Annotated in this window: 20 protein-coding genes; 16 read left to right on the forward strand and 4 right to left on the reverse strand. The window is 33.5% G+C overall.

Going from position 1 to position 19,209, the window contains the following annotated elements:
* The first annotated feature begins 78 nt into the window (after nucleotides 1–78).
* The 6 genes from CD30_RS04470 (at nucleotide 79) to CD30_RS04495 (ending at nucleotide 5,416) form a co-directional block, all read left to right on the forward strand.
* Complete coding sequence (locus CD30_RS04470) at nucleotides 79–1,140, forward strand: YkvI family membrane protein (RefSeq protein ID WP_036172977.1); 1,062 nt, start codon at nucleotides 79–81, stop codon at nucleotides 1,138–1,140.
* A 221-nt stretch (nucleotides 1,141–1,361) separates the two neighbouring features.
* Complete coding sequence (gene rpmG / locus CD30_RS04475; protein ID WP_036172981.1) at nucleotides 1,362–1,511, forward strand: 50S ribosomal protein L33; 150 nt, start codon at nucleotides 1,362–1,364, stop codon at nucleotides 1,509–1,511.
* Nucleotides 1,512–1,573: 62 nt separating this feature from the next.
* A complete protein-coding gene (locus CD30_RS04480) occupies nucleotides 1,574–2,767 on the forward strand; it encodes a GTP-binding protein (RefSeq protein ID WP_036172984.1) in 1,194 nt (397 codons plus the stop codon).
* A gap of 33 nt (nucleotides 2,768–2,800) precedes the next feature.
* Nucleotides 2,801–3,952 (forward strand): metal ABC transporter substrate-binding protein, encoded by a 1,152-nt coding sequence (locus CD30_RS04485; RefSeq protein ID WP_052126046.1) that lies wholly within the window; start codon nucleotides 2,801–2,803, stop codon nucleotides 3,950–3,952.
* 13 nt (nucleotides 3,953–3,965) lie between these two features.
* Entirely contained in the window at nucleotides 3,966–4,610 is a 645-nt protein-coding gene (locus CD30_RS04490) for a metal ABC transporter ATP-binding protein (RefSeq protein ID WP_036172990.1), read from the forward strand.
* Nucleotides 4,598–5,416 carry a metal ABC transporter permease gene (locus CD30_RS04495; RefSeq protein WP_235802005.1) on the forward strand — a complete coding sequence of 273 codons (819 nt, stop codon included), beginning with the start codon at nucleotides 4,598–4,600 and terminating at the stop codon, nucleotides 5,414–5,416. The genes CD30_RS04490 and CD30_RS04495 overlap by 13 nt, the downstream gene beginning before the upstream one ends.
* A gap of 203 nt (nucleotides 5,417–5,619) precedes the next feature.
* On the opposite strand, the gene CD30_RS04500 is transcribed toward CD30_RS04495, so the two are convergent.
* The gene (locus CD30_RS04500) at nucleotides 5,620–6,243 is read right to left on the reverse strand and encodes a LexA family protein (RefSeq protein WP_036172994.1); all 624 of its coding nucleotides are present in this window, start codon (nucleotides 6,241–6,243) and stop codon (nucleotides 5,620–5,622) included.
* Nucleotides 6,244–6,385: 142 nt separating this feature from the next.
* Between CD30_RS04500 and CD30_RS04505 the strand changes: the two genes are divergently transcribed.
* Both CD30_RS04505 and CD30_RS04510 read left to right on the forward strand, forming a co-directional pair.
* On the forward strand, nucleotides 6,386–6,583 hold the full coding sequence (locus tag CD30_RS04505; protein WP_036172997.1) for a helix-turn-helix transcriptional regulator: 198 nt from the start codon (nucleotides 6,386–6,388) through the stop codon (nucleotides 6,581–6,583).
* 292 nt (nucleotides 6,584–6,875) lie between these two features.
* Nucleotides 6,876–7,469 (forward strand): HD-GYP domain-containing protein, encoded by a 594-nt coding sequence (locus CD30_RS04510; protein ID WP_036173000.1) that lies wholly within the window; start codon nucleotides 6,876–6,878, stop codon nucleotides 7,467–7,469.
* Between the two features lie 101 nt (nucleotides 7,470–7,570).
* On the opposite strand, the gene CD30_RS04515 is transcribed toward CD30_RS04510, so the two are convergent.
* Nucleotides 7,571–8,182 (reverse strand): FadR/GntR family transcriptional regulator, encoded by a 612-nt coding sequence (locus tag CD30_RS04515; protein ID WP_036173003.1) that lies wholly within the window; start codon nucleotides 8,180–8,182, stop codon nucleotides 7,571–7,573.
* Between the two features lie 101 nt (nucleotides 8,183–8,283).
* On the opposite strand from CD30_RS04515, the gene CD30_RS04520 reads away from it, so the two are divergent.
* The 6 genes from CD30_RS04520 (at nucleotide 8,284) to CD30_RS04545 (ending at nucleotide 14,847) form a co-directional block, all read left to right on the forward strand.
* A complete protein-coding gene (locus CD30_RS04520) occupies nucleotides 8,284–8,994 on the forward strand; it encodes a FadR/GntR family transcriptional regulator (RefSeq protein WP_036173007.1) in 711 nt (236 codons plus the stop codon).
* A gap of 199 nt (nucleotides 8,995–9,193) precedes the next feature.
* Complete coding sequence (locus tag CD30_RS04525; RefSeq protein ID WP_036173009.1) at nucleotides 9,194–10,090, forward strand: fumarylacetoacetate hydrolase family protein; 897 nt, start codon at nucleotides 9,194–9,196, stop codon at nucleotides 10,088–10,090.
* An 824-nt stretch (nucleotides 10,091–10,914) separates the two neighbouring features.
* Nucleotides 10,915–11,769, forward strand: coding sequence for a transporter substrate-binding domain-containing protein (locus tag CD30_RS04530; protein WP_052126042.1), 855 nt, complete (start codon nucleotides 10,915–10,917; stop codon nucleotides 11,767–11,769).
* Nucleotides 11,770–11,916: 147 nt separating this feature from the next.
* Entirely contained in the window at nucleotides 11,917–12,591 is a 675-nt protein-coding gene (locus CD30_RS04535) for an amino acid ABC transporter permease (protein ID WP_036173012.1), read from the forward strand.
* Nucleotides 12,578–13,300, forward strand: a complete 723-nt coding sequence (locus tag CD30_RS04540; protein WP_036173015.1) for an amino acid ABC transporter ATP-binding protein — start codon at nucleotides 12,578–12,580, stop codon at nucleotides 13,298–13,300. Before CD30_RS04535 ends, CD30_RS04540 begins: the two co-directional genes overlap by 14 nt.
* A 182-nt stretch (nucleotides 13,301–13,482) precedes the next feature.
* Nucleotides 13,483–14,847, forward strand: coding sequence for an amino acid permease (locus CD30_RS04545; protein WP_036173019.1), 1,365 nt, complete (start codon nucleotides 13,483–13,485; stop codon nucleotides 14,845–14,847).
* Between the two features lie 4 nt (nucleotides 14,848–14,851).
* Here the strand turns inward: CD30_RS04545 and CD30_RS04550 are convergent, their stop codons facing one another.
* Nucleotides 14,852–15,478 carry a LysE family translocator gene (locus tag CD30_RS04550; protein ID WP_036173023.1) on the reverse strand — a complete coding sequence of 209 codons (627 nt, stop codon included), beginning with the start codon at nucleotides 15,476–15,478 and terminating at the stop codon, nucleotides 14,852–14,854.
* A gap of 118 nt (nucleotides 15,479–15,596) precedes the next feature.
* On the opposite strand from CD30_RS04550, the gene CD30_RS04555 reads away from it, so the two are divergent.
* Entirely contained in the window at nucleotides 15,597–15,941 is a 345-nt protein-coding gene (locus CD30_RS04555; RefSeq protein ID WP_036173026.1) for a hypothetical protein, read from the forward strand.
* A 122-nt stretch (nucleotides 15,942–16,063) separates the two neighbouring features.
* Here the strand turns inward: CD30_RS04555 and CD30_RS04560 are convergent, their stop codons facing one another.
* Nucleotides 16,064–17,713: a M20/M25/M40 family metallo-hydrolase gene (locus CD30_RS04560; protein ID WP_036173029.1), complete on the reverse strand. Its 1,650-nt coding sequence runs from the start codon at nucleotides 17,711–17,713 to the stop codon at nucleotides 16,064–16,066.
* 670 nt (nucleotides 17,714–18,383) lie between these two features.
* On the opposite strand from CD30_RS04560, the gene CD30_RS04565 reads away from it, so the two are divergent.
* Nucleotides 18,384–19,058: a GntR family transcriptional regulator gene (locus tag CD30_RS04565; RefSeq protein ID WP_052126043.1), complete on the forward strand. Its 675-nt coding sequence runs from the start codon at nucleotides 18,384–18,386 to the stop codon at nucleotides 19,056–19,058.
* Nucleotides 19,059–19,209 lie beyond the last annotated feature (151 nt).

Below are 19,209 nucleotides of genomic sequence, written 5' to 3' on the forward strand. Positions count from 1 at the left end.
GCTTAAGGATAGATCATATTTTATTTTGTCAGAATTTTTAAAACATTTAAAAACTAAACTAACAGCAGGTGAAAATATATGAAAAAAAGTTTGCAAATCGGTGGAGCCTTCGTCGGATTAATTGTCGGTGCTGGCTTTGCATCCGGACAAGAAATTATGCAGTATTTTACGAGTTTCGGTTTAATGGGGCTTATTGGTGGTGTTATTGCAACGATTGCTTTTGCATTTTTAGGGATGACATTAGCGCAGCTTGGCTCAAATCTACAAACAACATCTCATAAAGGGGTAATTTATTATATTGGCGGTCGTTATATAGGCGCTGTATTAGATTTCCTTATTACATTCTTCTTATTTGGGGTAGCGGTAGTTATGTTTGCGGGTGCAGGCTCCACATTTAATCAAATGTTCGGTATTGATCCAATGATAGGTAGCATCATTATGGTGGTATTAACGATTGCAACGCTTTTATTAAACGTAAAAAATATCTTGAATTTAATCGCAGTTATCACACCGTATCTTATGGTCATCATTTTTATTATCTTAATCTATTCTTTATTTACGATGGATATTTCATTTACAGCGGCTAATACACTTGCTGAAAATCAAGCAAGCGCTGCTTCTAACTGGTTTATGGGGGCATTACTTTATGTTTCTTATAATATTGCAGCAGGTGCAGCTTTGTTAATCGTAATGGGCGGTACTGTGAAAGACAGTAAAGTAGCTGGTACTGGTGGTATTTTAGGTGGTATCATGCTTGGGGTATTAATCATTCTTATTAACCTTACAATGTTTGTGAAAATAGATGTTGTTGGAGGGATGGATATGCCGACACTAGAACTAGCAAAACAAATTCATCCCGCTGTAGGTGTGTTAATGGGTATTGCCTTGCTTGGTATGATGTATAATACAGCGGTAGGAATGTTCTATTCATTTACTGTTCGTTTTGTCGCACCAGATCATAAAGTTTTTAAACCGACAGTAGCTTTTGTTGGCGTATTGGGCTTTGTAGCAAGCTTAGTCGGCTTTACAACATTAGTAGGGAAAGTCTACTCAACAATGGGATACCTAGGCTTCGCATTAATCATCACAATAGTAATTGCATGGATTCGCAAAAAGAAGGAACAAGTAGCAGTTTCATAGTTTTAGAGTTTGATAGATTAAGATTTTTTTGGTCAAATTGAAAGCAACAATACAAATATTAATTAAACGGCTTAAATCCTATTAATATAAAGGGTTTAAGCCGTTTATTCATTGTTAGGAAAAAAGAAATTAAAAGAAATTTAATGAAAATTGTTGACATAATTCAATAATAGGAATAATATTTTAAATCGTAATCATTACTATTTAAAGGGAGGATAATTATGCGAGTTCAAGTTACCTTAGCATGTACTGAAACAGGAGATAAAAATTACATTACAACAAAAAACAAACGCAATACACCAGAACGTTTGGAATTGAAAAAATACTCACCACGTCTGAAAAGAGTGACTCTACACAGGGAAACAAAATAATAAGGGTTAAATTTTTTTACGCATTTTTAAAACGTAATCATTACGATTAAGGGGTTGTATAAATGACAAACAAAATTCCAGTTACCGTACTAAGTGGTTACCTTGGAGCAGGGAAAACAACCATATTAAACCATGTCCTAAAAAATGAACAAAATCTACATGTTGCAGTGATTGTAAATGATATGAGTGAAATAAATATCGATGCTTCTCTAGTAGAAAAAGGAAGTGGTATTTCAAGAACTGAAGAAAAATTTGTTGAGCTATCCAATGGCTGCATTTGCTGTACATTGCGTGAGGACTTATTAATTGAAGTAAAGAAGCTCGCCGCTCGAGGAAATATTGACTACATCGTTATTGAATCGACAGGAATTAGTGAGCCAATCCCTGTTGCACAAACTTTTTCTTATATCGATCAGGAGCTAGGAATTGATTTAACAGAATTTTGTTCGCTAGATACGATGGTAACGGTTGTCGATGCAAACCGATTTTGGTCAGATTTCCAATCTGGCGAGAGCCTACTTGATCGTAAAGAAGCTGTGGGAGAATTAGACGATCGAGATGTTGCTGATTTATTAATAGATCAAATTGAATTTTGTGATGTACTAATTTTGAATAAATGTGACTTAGTTGATATTGAACAGCTTGAACAACTTGAAAAAGTGTTACGCACGTTACAACCAGAAGCGAAGTTTATTCGTACTACATATGGCGAAATTAATCCACAGGAAATTTTAAATACTAAGCGATTTGATTTTGAACGTGTATCGCAATCAGCTGGGTGGCTTAAGGAGCTCGAATTAGGACATGCAAACCATACACCTGAAACGGAAGAGTATGGGATTAGCTCCTTTACTTACACACGTACTATACCTTTCCATCCAAAACGTTTTAAAGATTGGGCAGAAAATATGCCGATTGAGATTGTTCGTTCAAAAGGATTTATATGGAGTGCAAGACATAACGATATCGCCATTCTCTTTTCACAAGCTGGCTCATCAGTAAATATTTCTCCAATATCTTATTGGGTGGCGTCATTACCGAAAGAAGAGCAACTACAAATCTTTTATGAAAACCCAGAAGTAAGAGATAACTGGGATCCTGAATTCGGCGATCGTAAAACAGAATTAGTCATTATCGGCATCGATTTACCGAAGGAAGAAATTATTAAGGAATTAGATGCGTGCTTATTAACAGATGAAGAATTTAATGAAGATTGGCATACATTTGAAACGCCATTTGATTGGAATCTAAACTAAACAAATTTTTAATAAAAGGAGATTGAAATGAAAATGAAAAAACTATTATTTACCGCTTCATTACTTGCAACATCCTTGCTATTTGCTGGGTGCCAGTCGACAAATGATTCGGAAAATGCAGCTGAAAATGAAGCCAAGAAGGAAAAGCTTGAGATTGTCACAAGCTTTTATCCAATCTATGAATTTACGAAAGAAATTGTAGGAGATGAAGCAAACGTTTCAATGTTAATCCCCGCTTCTATTGAACCACATGACTGGGAGCCAGCTGCAAAAGACCTAGAGCTTATTCAAAATGCGGATGCACTAGTTTTCAATAATGAAAATATGGAAACATGGATTGATGAAATTCAAAATACAGTAGATACAACAAATTTAGCGATTATCGATGCATCTGAAGGCATCGAACTACTGCCGTTCTCAGAAGGAGCTCATGAGCACGATCATAGCCACGAAGGAGAGGCTCATGAACACGAGCATGACCATGAAGGAGAGGTTCATGAACATGACCATGATCACGAAGGCGAAGCCCACGAACACGAGGGAGATACACATGACCATGAAGGAGAAGCACACGAACCTGAAGCTGACGCTCATGACCATGAGGCAGAAGGTGAAGCACACGAACATGAAGGACATGACCACGACGAACATGGGCATCATCACGAATTTGATCCACATCTATGGTTAAGTCCGAAAATGGCTATAAAAGAAGTTGAAACGATTGCAACTGAATTAATGAAAATTGATCCAGAAAATAAAGAAGTATATGAAACAAACAAAAATAACTATATTCAAAAATTACAAGAGTTAGATAAAGCATATGAGGAAGCATTAGCAAATGTAACCAATAAAGAAATTATCACACAACATGCTGCCTTTGGTTATTTGGCTGATTCTTATGGATTGACGCAAGTACCAATTGCAGGCCTATCTCCAGACAATGAACCTAGTGCAAAGCAATTAAAAGAACTGAAAGAATTTGCAGAGGAACATAATATCAGTACGATTTTCTTTGAAGATAATGCTTCATCGAAGGTTGCCGAAACCCTTGCAAATGAATTAAACGCAAAAACAGCCGTATTAAATACACTAGAAGGCTTAAGTGAAGAAGATGAAAAAAATGGTGCAACCTATATTAGCATTATGGAAGAAAACTTAAAAGTGCTGAAAGATGCTTTAAAATAAAGGATGAAAAAAGATGACAGAGTCGACGATTGGTTTGAAAAATGTAACATTTGGCTATTCGCAAAAAGTGATAGTAGAGAATCTATCCTTTTCAATTGAACAAGGTCAATTTGTAGCGATTACAGGAGAAAATGGTGCTGCAAAAACGACAGCTATGAAGCTATTAGTAGGACTTTTAAAACCTTGGAAAGGACAGAGGCAATGGCCTAAACATATAAGGGCAAGTTATGTACCTCAGCAAATTGCATCCATTGAACAGGATTTCCCTAGTACAGTTACTGAATTTATCCTATCTGGTACGTGGAAGTTAAAAAAATGGTTCGAACCAATTTCAAAAGACGATATAAAAAGAGCAAAAGAGTTCATGAATCAATTTGACTTAGAAACTGTTGCAAATCAGCCAATAGGAAAGCTATCTGGAGGACAAAAACAAAAAGCGTGTATAGTAAGAGCCTTAATGGAAAATCCAGCAATCCTACTATTAGATGAACCAACTACTGGGATGGATGAAAAGATGCGCCAAATGTTTTATGAAACGCTAAAAAACATGTATCCTCAGGTGACCATTGTAATCATTACTCATCATATTCATGAATTAGAACCATATATCGACCAACTGATTCATCTTGAAAGAAGGCAAGAACATTGTTTGAATTAGCTTTTATGCAACGAGCTTTTGTAGCAGGAATGCTAATTGCTGTAATTGCACCAATAATCGGTGTGTTCCTCATTATGCGAAAACAATCGCTTATTGCAGACACATTAAGTCATATTGCCTTAGCTGGAGTAGCGATTGGGTTAGTTTCAGGTAGTCAGCCAGAATGGATGAGCGTAATTATCGTCATTTTAGGAGCACTACTTATCGAATTTTTAAGGTTACGCTTTAAAAGCTATTCTGATGTTTCCATTGCTATTTTAATGGCAGCAGGGTTATCTATTGCACTTTGCTTAATGTCGATTAGTCCAAGCGGTTCAAAAACGATGGACCAATATTTATTTGGCTCTATCGTAACGGTTACTCAGCATCAAATTAATGTATTTCTTATCGTTTCTATAGGCATTTTCATTTACTTTATTATGACGAAACGTTCACTATATACAACGATATTTAATGAAGATGTTGCAAGGGTAGCCGGCATTTCAACGAAGCTCCTGTCGTTTTCATTTAGTGCTGTAATAGGCTTATTTATTTCCATGATGATTCCCATGATTGGTATGCTACTAGTTTCGGCGATCATTATCCTGCCTGCTGCTATAGCTACTCAATTAACGTCGAGATTTCGGTATGTATTTATCATAGCAAGTATCGTTTCGATCATTTGTACATTTTTAGGGTTAGTAAGTTCATATAAAATTGGCACACCACCGGGAGCAAGCATATCCCTTTGGATGGTCGTTGGAATTCTACTCACGTTACTTTATAAAAAAATGTATGAACTGTTTGTTAGAAGAATTAGAGAGTAATAGGAATAAATTATTTTAATAAGTAAACTAAAGTCGAATTAGCTTCGAGAAATAACAAGACGTGAATTTCATACTTACGAAGAAATTAAAAGCAAGGATTGAAATTAACTATTTAATTCCTAAATATAGTTTTTACCTGAGTACTTTTATATGTACTCAGGTTTTATTTATGTACAATTTATAACTTTTATAGGAGATTAATTTTATAAATCTAATGTATACTTAATTGCTTTTCCTAGAATCGTTACTTGATCTTTCTTATTTATTATTATTGGTTCGTATTTTGGGTTATCTGGGATTAAGAATAAAACATCCCCTTGGTATTTTACTCGCTTTAGTGTAATTTCTGAATTATTGTTCATACGAACTGCCGCAATTTCCCCGTTTTGTACTTCACTTTGTTCTTTAATTAGTACAAAGCTGTTTTTTGGAATAGATGGCTCCATTGAATCTTCTGTTGCTTGAAAGTAGAATACATTTCTATTAGGCAATGAGTCGATAAGCTCATACTTATACCCATAGTAATTTTCTTCTACTAAAGTTGGTTCCCCGTTTCTAATTGTTCCTAGTATAGGTACCTTCATAACATTTGATCGATTTTCAATTCTATTTGATTGCTGCTCTTCTGTTAAATGAGACTTAGGTATATTAAAAAAGTCTGCGATCTTTTGAATTTTATCGATTCGAGGGTATTTTTCTCCTTTTATCCAGTAGGTAACAGAAGCATTACTGACACCAAGGTAATCAGCTAATACAGATTGATCAATACCTTTTTCATTCAACATTTTTAGTAAATTTTCACCAAGTATTTCTCTAGCACTTTTCAATCAATTCACCCCTATCAATTATATTATAAGACTAATAGTTAAAAAAATAAACGTTCGAATATAGAAATTGTATAATTTTTCAAATTATATTATTGATTTTTAACTTTAAGTTAAATATACTAATTTTGGAGGTGTTAAAAAGATGGAAGATGTGCAATTATCGCTTTCTACTTTAAGAAATAATGCCGGTATGACACAGCAAGATGTTGCAGACAAGATGGGGGTAAATGTGGAAACCGTGAAAAAATGGGAAAACGGTGAAGTAATTAACGGTCTTGTTATTTATGCTCTTGCAAAGTTATATCGTGTTGAAGTTGATAACATCAAGGTTCCATCCTAATTTTTACTCCAAAAGGTCGGTTTAGAGTGAGGTTAATGTGCATGCTTGATTCCTACCGAACGTACTTTTTACATATTGAAAAATCTAAATAATCAATCTATCTATCTTGTAAAAGAGAAATTTCAACCAGAACCTTCACAAAGTAAGTTAAATAAATAATAATAAGACATTAACAGAAAAGAGGGTAACGAATATATCAGAACTACAGATCGAGTTTTACAAAATAATAGGATTTTTGTGTTCGGAAACACGCTACGGAAATGTTTTTAGGAAAGAAGAAGATGTATATTATGTGGAAGATTTATTCATAGAGTATATGAAAAATCCGATTTACTATCAATATTTATTAAAATTTAAAGAGCTTGGTAAGTACACCTATTATCATATGATAGATGTTTTCACACTTTCTACCTTATTTTGTAGGAAAGAAGGTATCCCAAACATAGAAGACATCGCAATAGGCTTTTTATTTCATGACATTGGAAAACTATATACCCCAGTACACCTATTAAAAAAAGAGGGGAAACTGACAAAAAAAGAGATCCTTATTGTACAGAAGCAGTTAGAAAAAGGCTACGATCTACTCAAACAAATAGGTCTTGAAAAAGTAATATACATGGCTAAATCACAGTATGAACGTATCACTGGCTCCGGATATCGAGAGGAACTAGAGGACGAGGAATTACCAAAAGAAGTTCAAATCCTGAAAATAATTGATAGATATTCTGTCATTACATTACGTAGGTCTTATGAAGAAGTGGTTGCTGTCTCACATGCTATTGATATTTTATATAATGAATCACATCTATATAATAAAGAATTATTAAATAGTTTTATTGACTTCATTGGAATTTATCCAGAGAATTCTATCGTTTCTTTAAAATAGTCCGAGGCCATTGTAGAATTACAATTATCTTTTCTATTTATCATTTCTCGATAGAAGACTCCCACTTCAAACATCTCATCAGAGCATTAAGTGGGGTAGTCCTATAAACTGACATACTTCTGAAAAAAATGATTGAGCTCATTAGAACCTAATCTATAAGCTGAATTAAAATTACTTAAAATAGGCGTAGGTTTATTAACCAGATTGCCATTTTCCATTAACAAATGATATAGCTGTGTTAAAAGCGAAAGCAATTCTTCATTCTCTATTTCTATCTTATAATCTTGAATCCAATTGAAACAGCTACTCCAAAAATTGAGGTTGCTGTTTTCTTCAGGTGGGGCTACTTGTTTCATTTGTAAAGTTATACTTATCTTTTCAATGCACATTATAAAAATTTCAAAATAATGGTCCGAGGCTTTGTCTGATATTCGATGGTCAAAGGATCGTGCAGGGATGACAAAAGCAGGTGGATTTGCAATATACGTCCCTTCGCCTTGCTTTGACACTACATAACCTAGAAGTTCTAGACTACGAATAGCTTCACGTACAGAAGCGCGGCTGACCTTTAGCATTTCACTTATTTCTCTTTCTGTTGGAATTCGATCTCCTGCAGAAAGATTTTTTTGTTCTATATAGTCGATTATTTGACTAATAATCTGTTGATACATTTTTGGTAATTTCTTTACTATGTAACGCATGTTTTCATTCATATTCGTCACCCTTATTATTTTTAATGCTAAAAGGATAAAGTAATATTTTATAGTATACTTTTAGTAACTATAAATTACCATATATCGAAGGAGGTTTGAAAATGGATTTTAGAAATATTAAGAAAAGAAACCTTTATGAGGAAATTACGAATCATATTATTCGATTTGTTGATGAACATGGCCTACAACCTGGTGATAAATTACCAACAGAAAATGAAATGGTCAGGATTTTCGGTGTAAGTAAGACAGCGATTCGTGAAGCCTTAAGTGTATTAGCTGCAAAAGGAATAATTGAGAAAAAAGCGGGCGTTGGGAGTATTATAAAAGAACATAATTCCTCGGATTTGTTAGAGACGGTTACTCAACAGTTGAAAATGCAGAAGCAAACGTTACAAGAAGTTCTTGAGTTTCGAAGAGGAATTGAAGTAGAAGCTGTAGCCCTTGCAGCACAGCGAGCTACAGAAGAACAATTACAAGCAATAGAGAATGCTCATAGAGAACTGATTGAAACAAATAATAATGGTGGAGTAGGAATCGAAGAAGATTATAGATTTCATTACTTAATCATATTAGCAACAGGTAACTCCTTTTATGAAACCATGTTTGATGTCATTGCACCACATTACTTTGAAGCAATCAAAATTAGTAAAATTCAATCCCACCGTTTGTCTAACCACTATTTACAAGAAGCTCATACAGAACACCAGGCTATTTTGAATGCATTAAAATCAAATGATGAAGAAACAGCACGTATTGCCATGCGAAATCATCTACTTAACAACGAAACAAAAATTTGGAGTAATGATTTATAGATTGAAAATGATAAATGTTGATTTGGTTTAAGATGCCTTCCAAAATTAAATTAGAACGAAATAGATGAACATTGAATTTTCCGAAAAGTTAAAAAGTTAATTTACAGAAAAAAATGGATATGTTACTATAATTTTGATTTAATATGGTCAGACCATATTAAAATAATAATTTACTAATTTAATAGAAGGAAGGTATTACATGAAATTAGCTACTGTTCAACGTCAAGATCGGGAAATTGCAGCATTTGTTATAAATGAAAATGTATTACTAGTTGAAGATGCGAACAAACATTTTAAAACAAATTGGGAAACAAGCATTTTTGAAATGATTCAAAAAGAACAGTTGGAAGAGCTCACAGCCTGGTTTAATGAAAACGTTTTCTCTAATATTGGAGAATTAGAGAAATATTTAATTCCTATAACAAACGTTAAATTTGGTCCTCTTTATCGCCATCCACGTAAGATTTGGGGAATCGGCTTAAATTATGTTGAACATGCAGCAGATTTAAGTGAGAAAGCACCAGATACGGAGCCAGCTAGTTTCTTAAAACCTGATACGACAATCATTGGACCTGGGGATGAAATTCAAATACCTGTGCAATCCGAACGGACAACCGCTGAGGCTGAACTAGGATTGATCATTGGGAAGAAGACTAAAAATGTTTCAGAAGAAGAAGCACCTTACGTGATTGCAGGTTACACAACGATTATTGACATGACGACAGAAGATATTTTACAAAGAAATCCAAGATATTTAACTAGATCTAAAAGTTTTGATACATTTTTTAGCTTTGGTCCATGTTTAATAACACCCGACGAAGTAAGCGATGTGAACGCTCTGAGGGTAACAACAGTTATTAACGGTCTTGAACATCGCTCAAATATTGTTTCTAATATGACATTTAAGCCTTGGTATTTAGTTTCGTTCCATTCGAAGGTGATGACGCTTTTACCAGGAGATATTATTTCTACAGGAACACCTGGTGCAGTCGTGATTAGTGATGGCGACAGTGTTGAGTGTCATATTGATGGCTTCCCTATGTTAGCCAACACTGTAAAAGATTTAAAAGTGGCTACAGTTTCTAAGGGGAAATAAATCAAGTTTTGGTTTAAATAAAAAAAGCCTATTTTAGTTTCTGATATTACTACTGAAGAAGATATAAGAAAAGTAAAAAAGGAAACTATTATAGGCTTTTTCAATTACTTAAAACAGAGCTAGTAGATAGCAATATCTTATCGATCATAATTGTATTTTGTCGAATTGCAAAGGATATATTGATGGTTTTAGAGATGGAAAAGTCGGAAAAATCAGAAAAAATAGACGCGAATTTTGTTTGAAAAAACTATTTCATTAAAATGCTATGAAACACCTGATGAATTTATCAATATAATAATATTGCTAATTTAATTTGTATGGTAAGTATGATGCGGGTAGTACTATTTTAGTTTATGGTGGAATGAATAACTTTAAAAAAATCTATATGAAAATAAAAATTTTAATTGCATAAATATACAATAGAGTTTAAACTATATTTATGAATATTCTTAAGAATTGTATGTTAATACTGTAACAATGAAAGGTTATTAATTAGAAACAGCGTAAATAATCGTTTTTATTGAGTGATTTTTCATTATTGTTGTATACATATTTATTCATCGGATTTGAGCTCTGTCTTTGTAAAAATCAAAAATCTGAATTTTGTAAATAATCTGTAATTTTATACTATTATTATTTTTCTAAAAAACTAATTGTTGAAAAGTATAAACAAGAACTATTATAATAGTGATAGTTTCACTTTTTAAAATATTCTAATAAGTCTGTCATGAAAATTCTATGCGCTTCGACAGAATGAAGGATGCTAAAAAGAGAAATTTTAAATTGGTTTTATGCCAGGTTTAATATTTAGGGGGGAAAGAAAAATGAAAAAATCTTATTTTTTTAAGTTTTTACTAGTAATTGGATGTGTATTGCTTTTAGCAGCTTGTGGTTCTACTGGGAATTCCACGGAAAACACAGGGGGCTCGGCAGATTCCACATCTGGCGATTCAGAAAAATTAGTTGTACGTGTTGGTACAAGTCCAACTTATCCACCATTTGAATCAGAGGTAGATGGTGAACTAACAGGGTTTGACATTGCGTTAATTGAGAAAATTGCTGAAGTAGAAGGTTTTGATGTTGAATTTTCTGTTTTACAATTCGATGGACTAATCCCTGCGTTAAAAGCGGGACAAATTGACGTAGTAGTTGGGGCGCTTTCAATTACTAGCACACGAATGGATAGTGTAAACTTCTCAAATGCGTATTATGAATCAGGACTTTCTATTCTAGCTAATCCTGACTCTGGAATTAATAGCTTTGAAGATTTAGATGGAAAACTAATTGGTATCCAAAAAGGTACTTCATCATACAATTATATGGTAGAAAATGGTATAGATGATCAAAATATTAAGCAATATGCTGACATTGCTACTGCTTACATTGCTCTTGAAAATGGTGGCGTTGATGCAATTCTTTATGATCACCCATCAAACATTAACTATATCCAAACTCAAGAAACAAAAGCACAAATTGTTGGTGACATTTTAGCTGGTGAACATTATGGTATCGCTATCAGTAAAGAAAAAGAAGAAATTCTGCAAAAAATTAATGATGGATTGGCTAAACTCCAAGATAATGGCGAATACGAAAAATTATTTGATGAATATTTAAGTGGCGAAAAGAATGGTTTCATCGATGGTGTAGTAAAACCTGAGGATGTAGTTATTGACCGTTAATGAAGTGGGAATATTATATTTCCTAAAAAATTAAATAGTTTACGAGATTTCGATTAAAAGAAATTGACCTCTAGTCAATTTCTTTTAATCGTCTTATTAACTTCCTAGATTAGTTGTACACAATAAATAAAGAAAGAAGGGAGAACAATGAATTTTGAAGTGATTTGGGAGAACTTTCCTATGCTTATGGAAGGTCTTAAGCTAACAATCTATTATTCTATCGCGGCTATTGTCCTTGCAGTCGTTTTCGGATTAATCGCAGCTTTAATGAAACTATCAAAGTCAAAAGTATTGCGTGGCTTAGCATCCGTATATATTGAAGTTTTCAGGTCTACACCTTTACTAGTACAGTTATTCTTTATTGTTTTTGGTTTAACTGGACTTCTGCCATTAAATGAATGGTTTGGACAAAAAGCTTATCCAATTATTGCAGCAACCTTAACACTGGCATTGCATGAGGGGGCTTATATTTCAGAAATCATCCGCGCAGGAATTCTTGGAGTTGATCGAGGACAAAAAGAGGCAGCAGCAAGTATTGGAATGACGGATTTCCAAACAATGCGTTTTATTGTATTACCACAAGCATTTAAACGTATGATTCCACCTCTTGTTAACCAGTCAGCTCAAACAATTAAAGATACATCCTTACTCGCACCAATTGGAATTATTGATTTAGTGTTTAGAGGACAAATTATCATTTCGAATACATTTGAACCATTCTCCATTTGGCTCATCATAGGGGTTATTTATTTTGTTATTATTTTTGTGGTTTCACAATTCGCTGGCTATCTAGAAAGGAGGCTGCAAGTTGATAAACGTTGAAAACCTTCACAAGTCATTTGGGAACAATGAGATTTTAAAAGGTATTAGTACAAAAGTTGAAAATCAAGAAGTAGTCGTAGTTATTGGTCCTTCTGGAAGTGGCAAAAGTACTTTCTTACGTTGCTTAAATGGTCTTGAGACAGTAACGAGCGGAAAAATTGAAATCGCTGGTTTAGAATTAACGAACCCAAAAACAAATATTCATCAATTAAGACAAAATGTCGGTATGTGTTTCCAGCAATTTAATTTGTTTAAACATTTAACTATTATGGAGAACATTACGATTGGTCCTATACAGGTATTAAAGCAAAGCAAGCAAGAAAGTGAAAAAGTAGCGCGAGAATTACTGAAAAAGGTCGGACTGCAAGATAAAGAAAATAATTATCCTGATCAGCTTTCAGGAGGACAACAGCAACGTGTTGCCATTGCTCGTGCCTTAGCTATGAAGCCAAAAGTGATGTTATTTGATGAACCAACATCTGCCCTTGACCCAGAAATGGTCGGTGAGGTATTAAAAGTTATGACTGACCTTGCCCATGAAGGAATGACAATGGTTATCGTAACTCATGAAATGGGCTTTGCACGTGAAGTAGGACATCGTGTAATTTTTATGGATGGTGGCTACTTAGTTGAGGAAGGAACACCAGCTGAAATTTTTAACAACCCAAAAGAAGAACGAACAAAAAGCTTTTTGTCGAAGGTGTTATAAACTCAATAAGCTCTTTACATAATCTTTTCGAAAAATTTAAGATGGACTTGCTTTCTACATGAGGAGCTATTTAGAAAATTTTCTTTCTAAATAGCTCCTTTTACTTATCATAGAATCCTATATCTGCATAAACTTCCTTCCAAAGCTCATAATAATTAGGAATCTGAGGGAGGGAGTTTTTAATGGAGATCCCAGCACGTGTAGGAGGGAAAAATGATAAAAACAGTAATGGAAAGTTAAAGTGGTGGCAGCTCTCCCTTATTGGTGTTGGATGTACCATTGGAACAGGCTATTTTCTCGGTTCGGGAATTGGTATTTCTAAAACAGGACCTTCCATTATACTTTCATTTATACTTGCTGGACTTACAGCAATGCTTGTCTCAGAAGTACTTGGGAAAATGTTCATACAAGATCCGCAAAAAGGGTCTTTTCGATCCTATGCTAAAAAAGCATACGGACGATGGGCAGGGTTTAGTAGTGGTTGGGTGTACTGGTTTTCAGAAATGCTCATCTCAGGGAGTCAGCTAACCGCTTTATCCATTTTAACTCGCTTTTGGTTTCCGAATATACCACTCTGGATACTTGCTTCGATTTACGCAACACTTGGAATTATCGTTGTTTTAATTGGAACAAAAGGATTTGAGCGAGTAGAGAACATATTCGCAGTTATGAAAGTAGCTGCTATTTTTATGTTCATCATCCTTGCTATTCTTGTCCTTTCTGGTTCGTTTGGTGGTAGTGCAAATGATTTTACATTACCTACATCACTTAATGATTTTTTCGCAAATGGAATAATCGGTTTATGGACATCACTTATATTCGGTTTTTATGCTTTTGGTGGTATTGAAATTATGGGCATTCTATCAATGAGACTTCAAAACAAAAATGAAGTGATTAAGTCCACTACAGTAATGTTAATCATGCTAACCTCTATCTATCTAATCTCGATTTTTTTAGCTTCAGGATTTGCAGCCTTTGATCAGTTTAATGCTGAGGAAAGTCCTTTTGTCATTGCCCTTGCAAATTATCAGTTAGCCTTTTTCCCTCATGTATTTATTGGGGGGATTATTATTGCAGGCTTTTCTACAATGGCAGCATCACTATTTGCTGTAACAAGTATGCTCGTTACGATGGCAGAGGAAGGTGATGCACCAAAATTATTTGCTAAGAAAAGTAAATTAAAGGTACCGCCTTTTGCATTAGCATTAACCATTGCTGTATTAATTATTTCTATTATTATTTCGAGATTAGTGCCAGATCAAGTATATGAGTACATTACAACTGCTGCTGGATTAATGCTTATTTACAATTGGTTTTTTATTTTAATTTCATTCCCTAAATTGATAAAAGCAACTAAGTTTGATCATATAAAACGTTTTGTAGCAATGTTCCTTATTTTACTTGCGGTAAGTGGAACTGTGGTTGATGAAACGAATCGGATTGGCTTTTTTGTAAGTATTTTATTTATCGTTTTAGTGTTGATCGTTATTTTATTTATGAGAAAAAGAAATAAGAAACATAAAAGAGAATTTCCACGTGGCTTATAAAGCGCTAAAAAAATAATAATTTTATTGCTTGTACACCAAAATAAGTACCAAATCCAATTAGCGATATGCCGGATAAAATTGAAATAGCTCCAAGAACTTTGGCTTTTAGTAATTTTCTAAAACTACTTGCGATACAGGCCATCGCAATATCCCATATAAATAATCCGACAAAAATTGCGAGGCTATATAAAATAACATGATCCATATCATAAGTTGAAACTGTTTCAACAAGTACAGAACCAAAAATACCTAGCCAAAACAGAATTGATAATGGATTGGTGAGGGATAATAAAAATCCATATAGAAATGATTTTTTAAGCGTTCTTCCTTTGGAATATTTCATGTTTATTTTCTTTTTGGCACTTAAAATACTATCAACACCCGTATAAATCAGAACAAAACAACCGAAAGACCATAATAATGTTTGCATAAAGGGTGTTTCAAGAAATTGGGAAACTCCCAAGTATACAATGAACATATAGAATGCATCTGCTAGCATCGCACCTAATCCAACTAGCCAAGCATGCATAAAGCCGCCATTAATTCCTTTTGTTAGTTGTGCTGCGTTGATGGGACCAATTGGGGCAGCAAGGGAAATCCCTAAAAAAACGTAACCAAGAAAAGTATTCATTATTGTAAACTCCTTTAGTAACTGAAAACTTGTCTGTACCATCCTATTCATTGCTTGACCAAAGTAGGACAAATGTTGAAATATCATCTCAGCCAAAAAAAGTGAAGGAGTAGAGCTAATGCCTGTTTATGTCTATCAAACCTTTGAAATTAAACAAGAAAAGTTTAAAGAGGCAATCGAAAATTTACAGGATATCAAAAAGTATAGAAATGATCAGTACGATCACACGGTTGAAATATTGGTTCCTATCAGCGGTCATGATTATTCTTACGCTATTTTTGCAACATACGAGGCCCTAGCAGATATGGAAATTCAAAACAGAAAAATGTATGATGACGACGATTATTTAAAACTGCTCGGTAATCTGTTCTTAGACCATGTAGTACAAGGATCAATGCAAACACAAATATACAGAGGAATAAATAAGAAGATTGCAAATAAAAATGACAAAGAAGTTCATTAAAAAATTCAGTGAATAACTGCAAAAAAATAGCCAAACTCGAATTTCTTACTAAGAGTTTGACTACATGTCAAAGACCTGTCCTAATCAATCAAACAGGTCTTCTTTTATCCAATTTTAGTTTATTAAACAAGGGTTTCCTCATTTGAAAAATTTGAGGATTCTTCTTGTTGTTCCATCATACGCTTAATTAAACTTTTTAATATTAATGGCGTTTGAACAAAAGCGTTTTGAATATGAAGTCGTTCTGTACTTTGATGTGCATCTTTACCGAATGGCCCTATATTTAATACAGGTGCTTGAAGCTGGCTCATTTCTTTGAATGGGATGCTGTAAGTATTTCCCCAAACAGGCGTATTTTCTTCAAAGGCAGACCAACCATCAGATTCATCGTTGTAATTTACATAACTTAAATCACAAAGTCCATTGAAGTAATGGATTTGATTTACTTTCATATCAAATTCCTTTGAAGCAAGATCTTTTACATATTGTGCAATATCCTTGATTAACGGATCGTCAGAAGAATTAACAGCTGGGTAATATGGTGGTGCAAACAATATGATGATTGCTGGTGCTAATTCTTTGCAACGAATCATGAGACCATCTGCGATACGAAGGGATTTTTCTCTTTCATCCCATTGCTCATTACTTTCCACATCGCTAATTAATTTTTCGACTTGTTCTTTACCTAATTTCTTTTGGGCATAAGTAAATAAATCTTTATATCTTATCACACGAACTTCGCCAATACCTTCGACTTGTTCATGCTCACATAATGCTTTATAGGACTCGTTACATCTTCTAGCAGCCTCTTGAGCAATTTCCTCAAATAAATTCATAATGTCGCTAGCAGTTTTCTTCATTAAAAAGACATTGTAAAGAGCTACTGCACGATATGGCGTTTGTGTTGAATATTGTGTTTTCAAATCTTTTTGTTGTAAAGATACAGGCAATGGTGTTCTTTCACCACGATCTGTTTCGTTGAAAAGTGGATTCCACTCCATTAATTGAGTGAGGTAAGAAGCGATATAGTTTGCTGTCATCCCTTTTAATGGTTCACCAACATGAGTTTCTTTCCCATAGAAAAGAGCAGCAGGCATTACCTTACCAATGGATCCACTGTATATATAATAATTTTCATCACCTGGTTTTTGTGAGAAGGATGGCTCTCCATTTAAAAATAGTTTATAGGAGAGATTAAACTGATCACGTAAAGAAACTAATGCTTTAACAGCTTCACGCATTCCAGCAGAGTTTACTTCTTCATCGGGTACAGTTACTAATAATAGATTGATAGGCCAATCCTCAGATATTGCCGTTTCAATTAGAGACATATGAAGGGCTAAACCCATCTTCATATCCATAGTTCCTCGGCCAAACAAATATTCACCAGATTCTAAATCGATTCTTGCATCCTCTTTTAAATTATCTTTTCGTTTCATTAGTTCTTTTGTTAATAATTCTGGATGAAATGCAAGCTCTTCTAAATCGCCGTATTCCTCTGTTTGAACAGTATCGAAATGACTAATCAAAACAATCGTATCTTTTGCTGAGGAATGTTTGTATAAAGCTGTTACAAAATTTCGACCGTGATCAGCCAGATTTAGTGATAAATATTCAGGTTGTTTCTTGAAATAAGTTAATTCTCTTAATTTTTGTTGTAGTTTATAAGGGAAGCTTCGTTCACCTTCAGTGTGTGTCCGGCTTTCCCAGCTAACTAATTCACATAATAAAGCGCGTAATTTTTCTGGAGTATTCCATTGTAGACTATTCAATAAGATCACCTTTTCTTATAAGTTTTTCTAAACATGTGTAGCTTAAACTATTAGGTTTGAATAAGTGTTCTTTAATATTATCTACAATACGGAAAATTTTTGGAATGGAAAATTAAAAAAAGAATAACACTGAAGTTTAATAGTGTCAACAAAATTCAGAATGTTTAATAAACAGCTGAAGGTGTTCAAAATTATTATCAAAGAGATATACATAAGGACAAGAAATGGATATTCAGAAACCTAAATAATCTATAAAAGTCTATTTTTTTATAAAAAACCTTTTAGAAAACGTAATAAAATAGATTTATGTCACTTTTTATGACATTAATAAGTCGGAATTTTATACTAAAAAAATTTTTATGTGATAATTTTTAACAAAGGTATTGATTTTTGTTTTGAAAATAGGTAAATTGAATTTAACGATTTTTCAGAATATTGAAAAGGTGGTGTTGTGGAGAATCAATCAATTATCAAAATAGTTTTCAAAACTACACATTGATATTCTAATAGTTTCTTATGAGTTAATATAGCTCAAATCAGTATACAGTATACTGAAATCTATTAATCTTATTATTAGTATATTTAGTATACAGTATACAAACCTTTTTTGATGTATCTTTCATCAATACGTTTTTCACTTTTTGTATACAGTATACAAAAGGAGGTGTGAATGACGATGGTTAAAAAGGTTACTGAGAAAGAATTATTGGCAGACCAAGCAACTCGAATTTTAAGAGACGCAATTGTTACTGGTGAACTAGCACCTGGTGCAGAATTACCTGAGGAAAAAATTGCTGCTAAATTAGGAATTAGTCGAACCCCTCTTCGTGAAGCGCTTCGTCGACTTCAAAGAGAAGGTTTTCTAACTGCACAAAGAGGAAAGCCCTCAAAAGTAACTAATCTTACAGAAGAGGATTTTCTTCATACTTTAGAAGTTCGTCAATTAATCGAGACTTATAGCATCGAAAAAATAGTTGATAACATCAGTGAAAGTCTCCTAAAACAATTAAAAGAAAATATCAAACAACAAGAAAAAGCCACCTTAGATCATAATTTCAACCTCTTTCTAGAACTAGACCGTGATTTCCATTTACTATTAGCATCAGCAAACAAGAATCAACAAATAAGAGATATTATATACGAGATGAATACTGGAATATACCGTGTATTTAATTTTTTCGTTTATAAATTACCGAAAACTGGTGAGATATCTTTTAGAGAGCATTTAGAAATTTTAGAAGCAATAGAAGAGAAAAAAGCCTCGCTTGCTAAAAAGAAAATGGAAGAACATATCGGTAAAATCGCTACAAGGATGAAGGAAGTTATGGCATTAAAAAGTACATAAATCCTTTATATAGTAATTTAATTCTTTCTACTTAAAGAGAAAACCTAGATTTGCATTTTAAATAGACTGAAAACTCGTATCATTCTTTTTATTTTAAATTTTTGGAATATAGTTCTACTTTACGGAAAATTAAATGGAAAAACTAAATATT

Source organism: Ureibacillus massiliensis 4400831 = CIP 108448 = CCUG 49529 (assembly GCF_000772965.1).
Taxonomy (GTDB): Bacteria; Bacillota; Bacilli; order Bacillales_A; family Planococcaceae; genus Ureibacillus; species Ureibacillus massiliensis.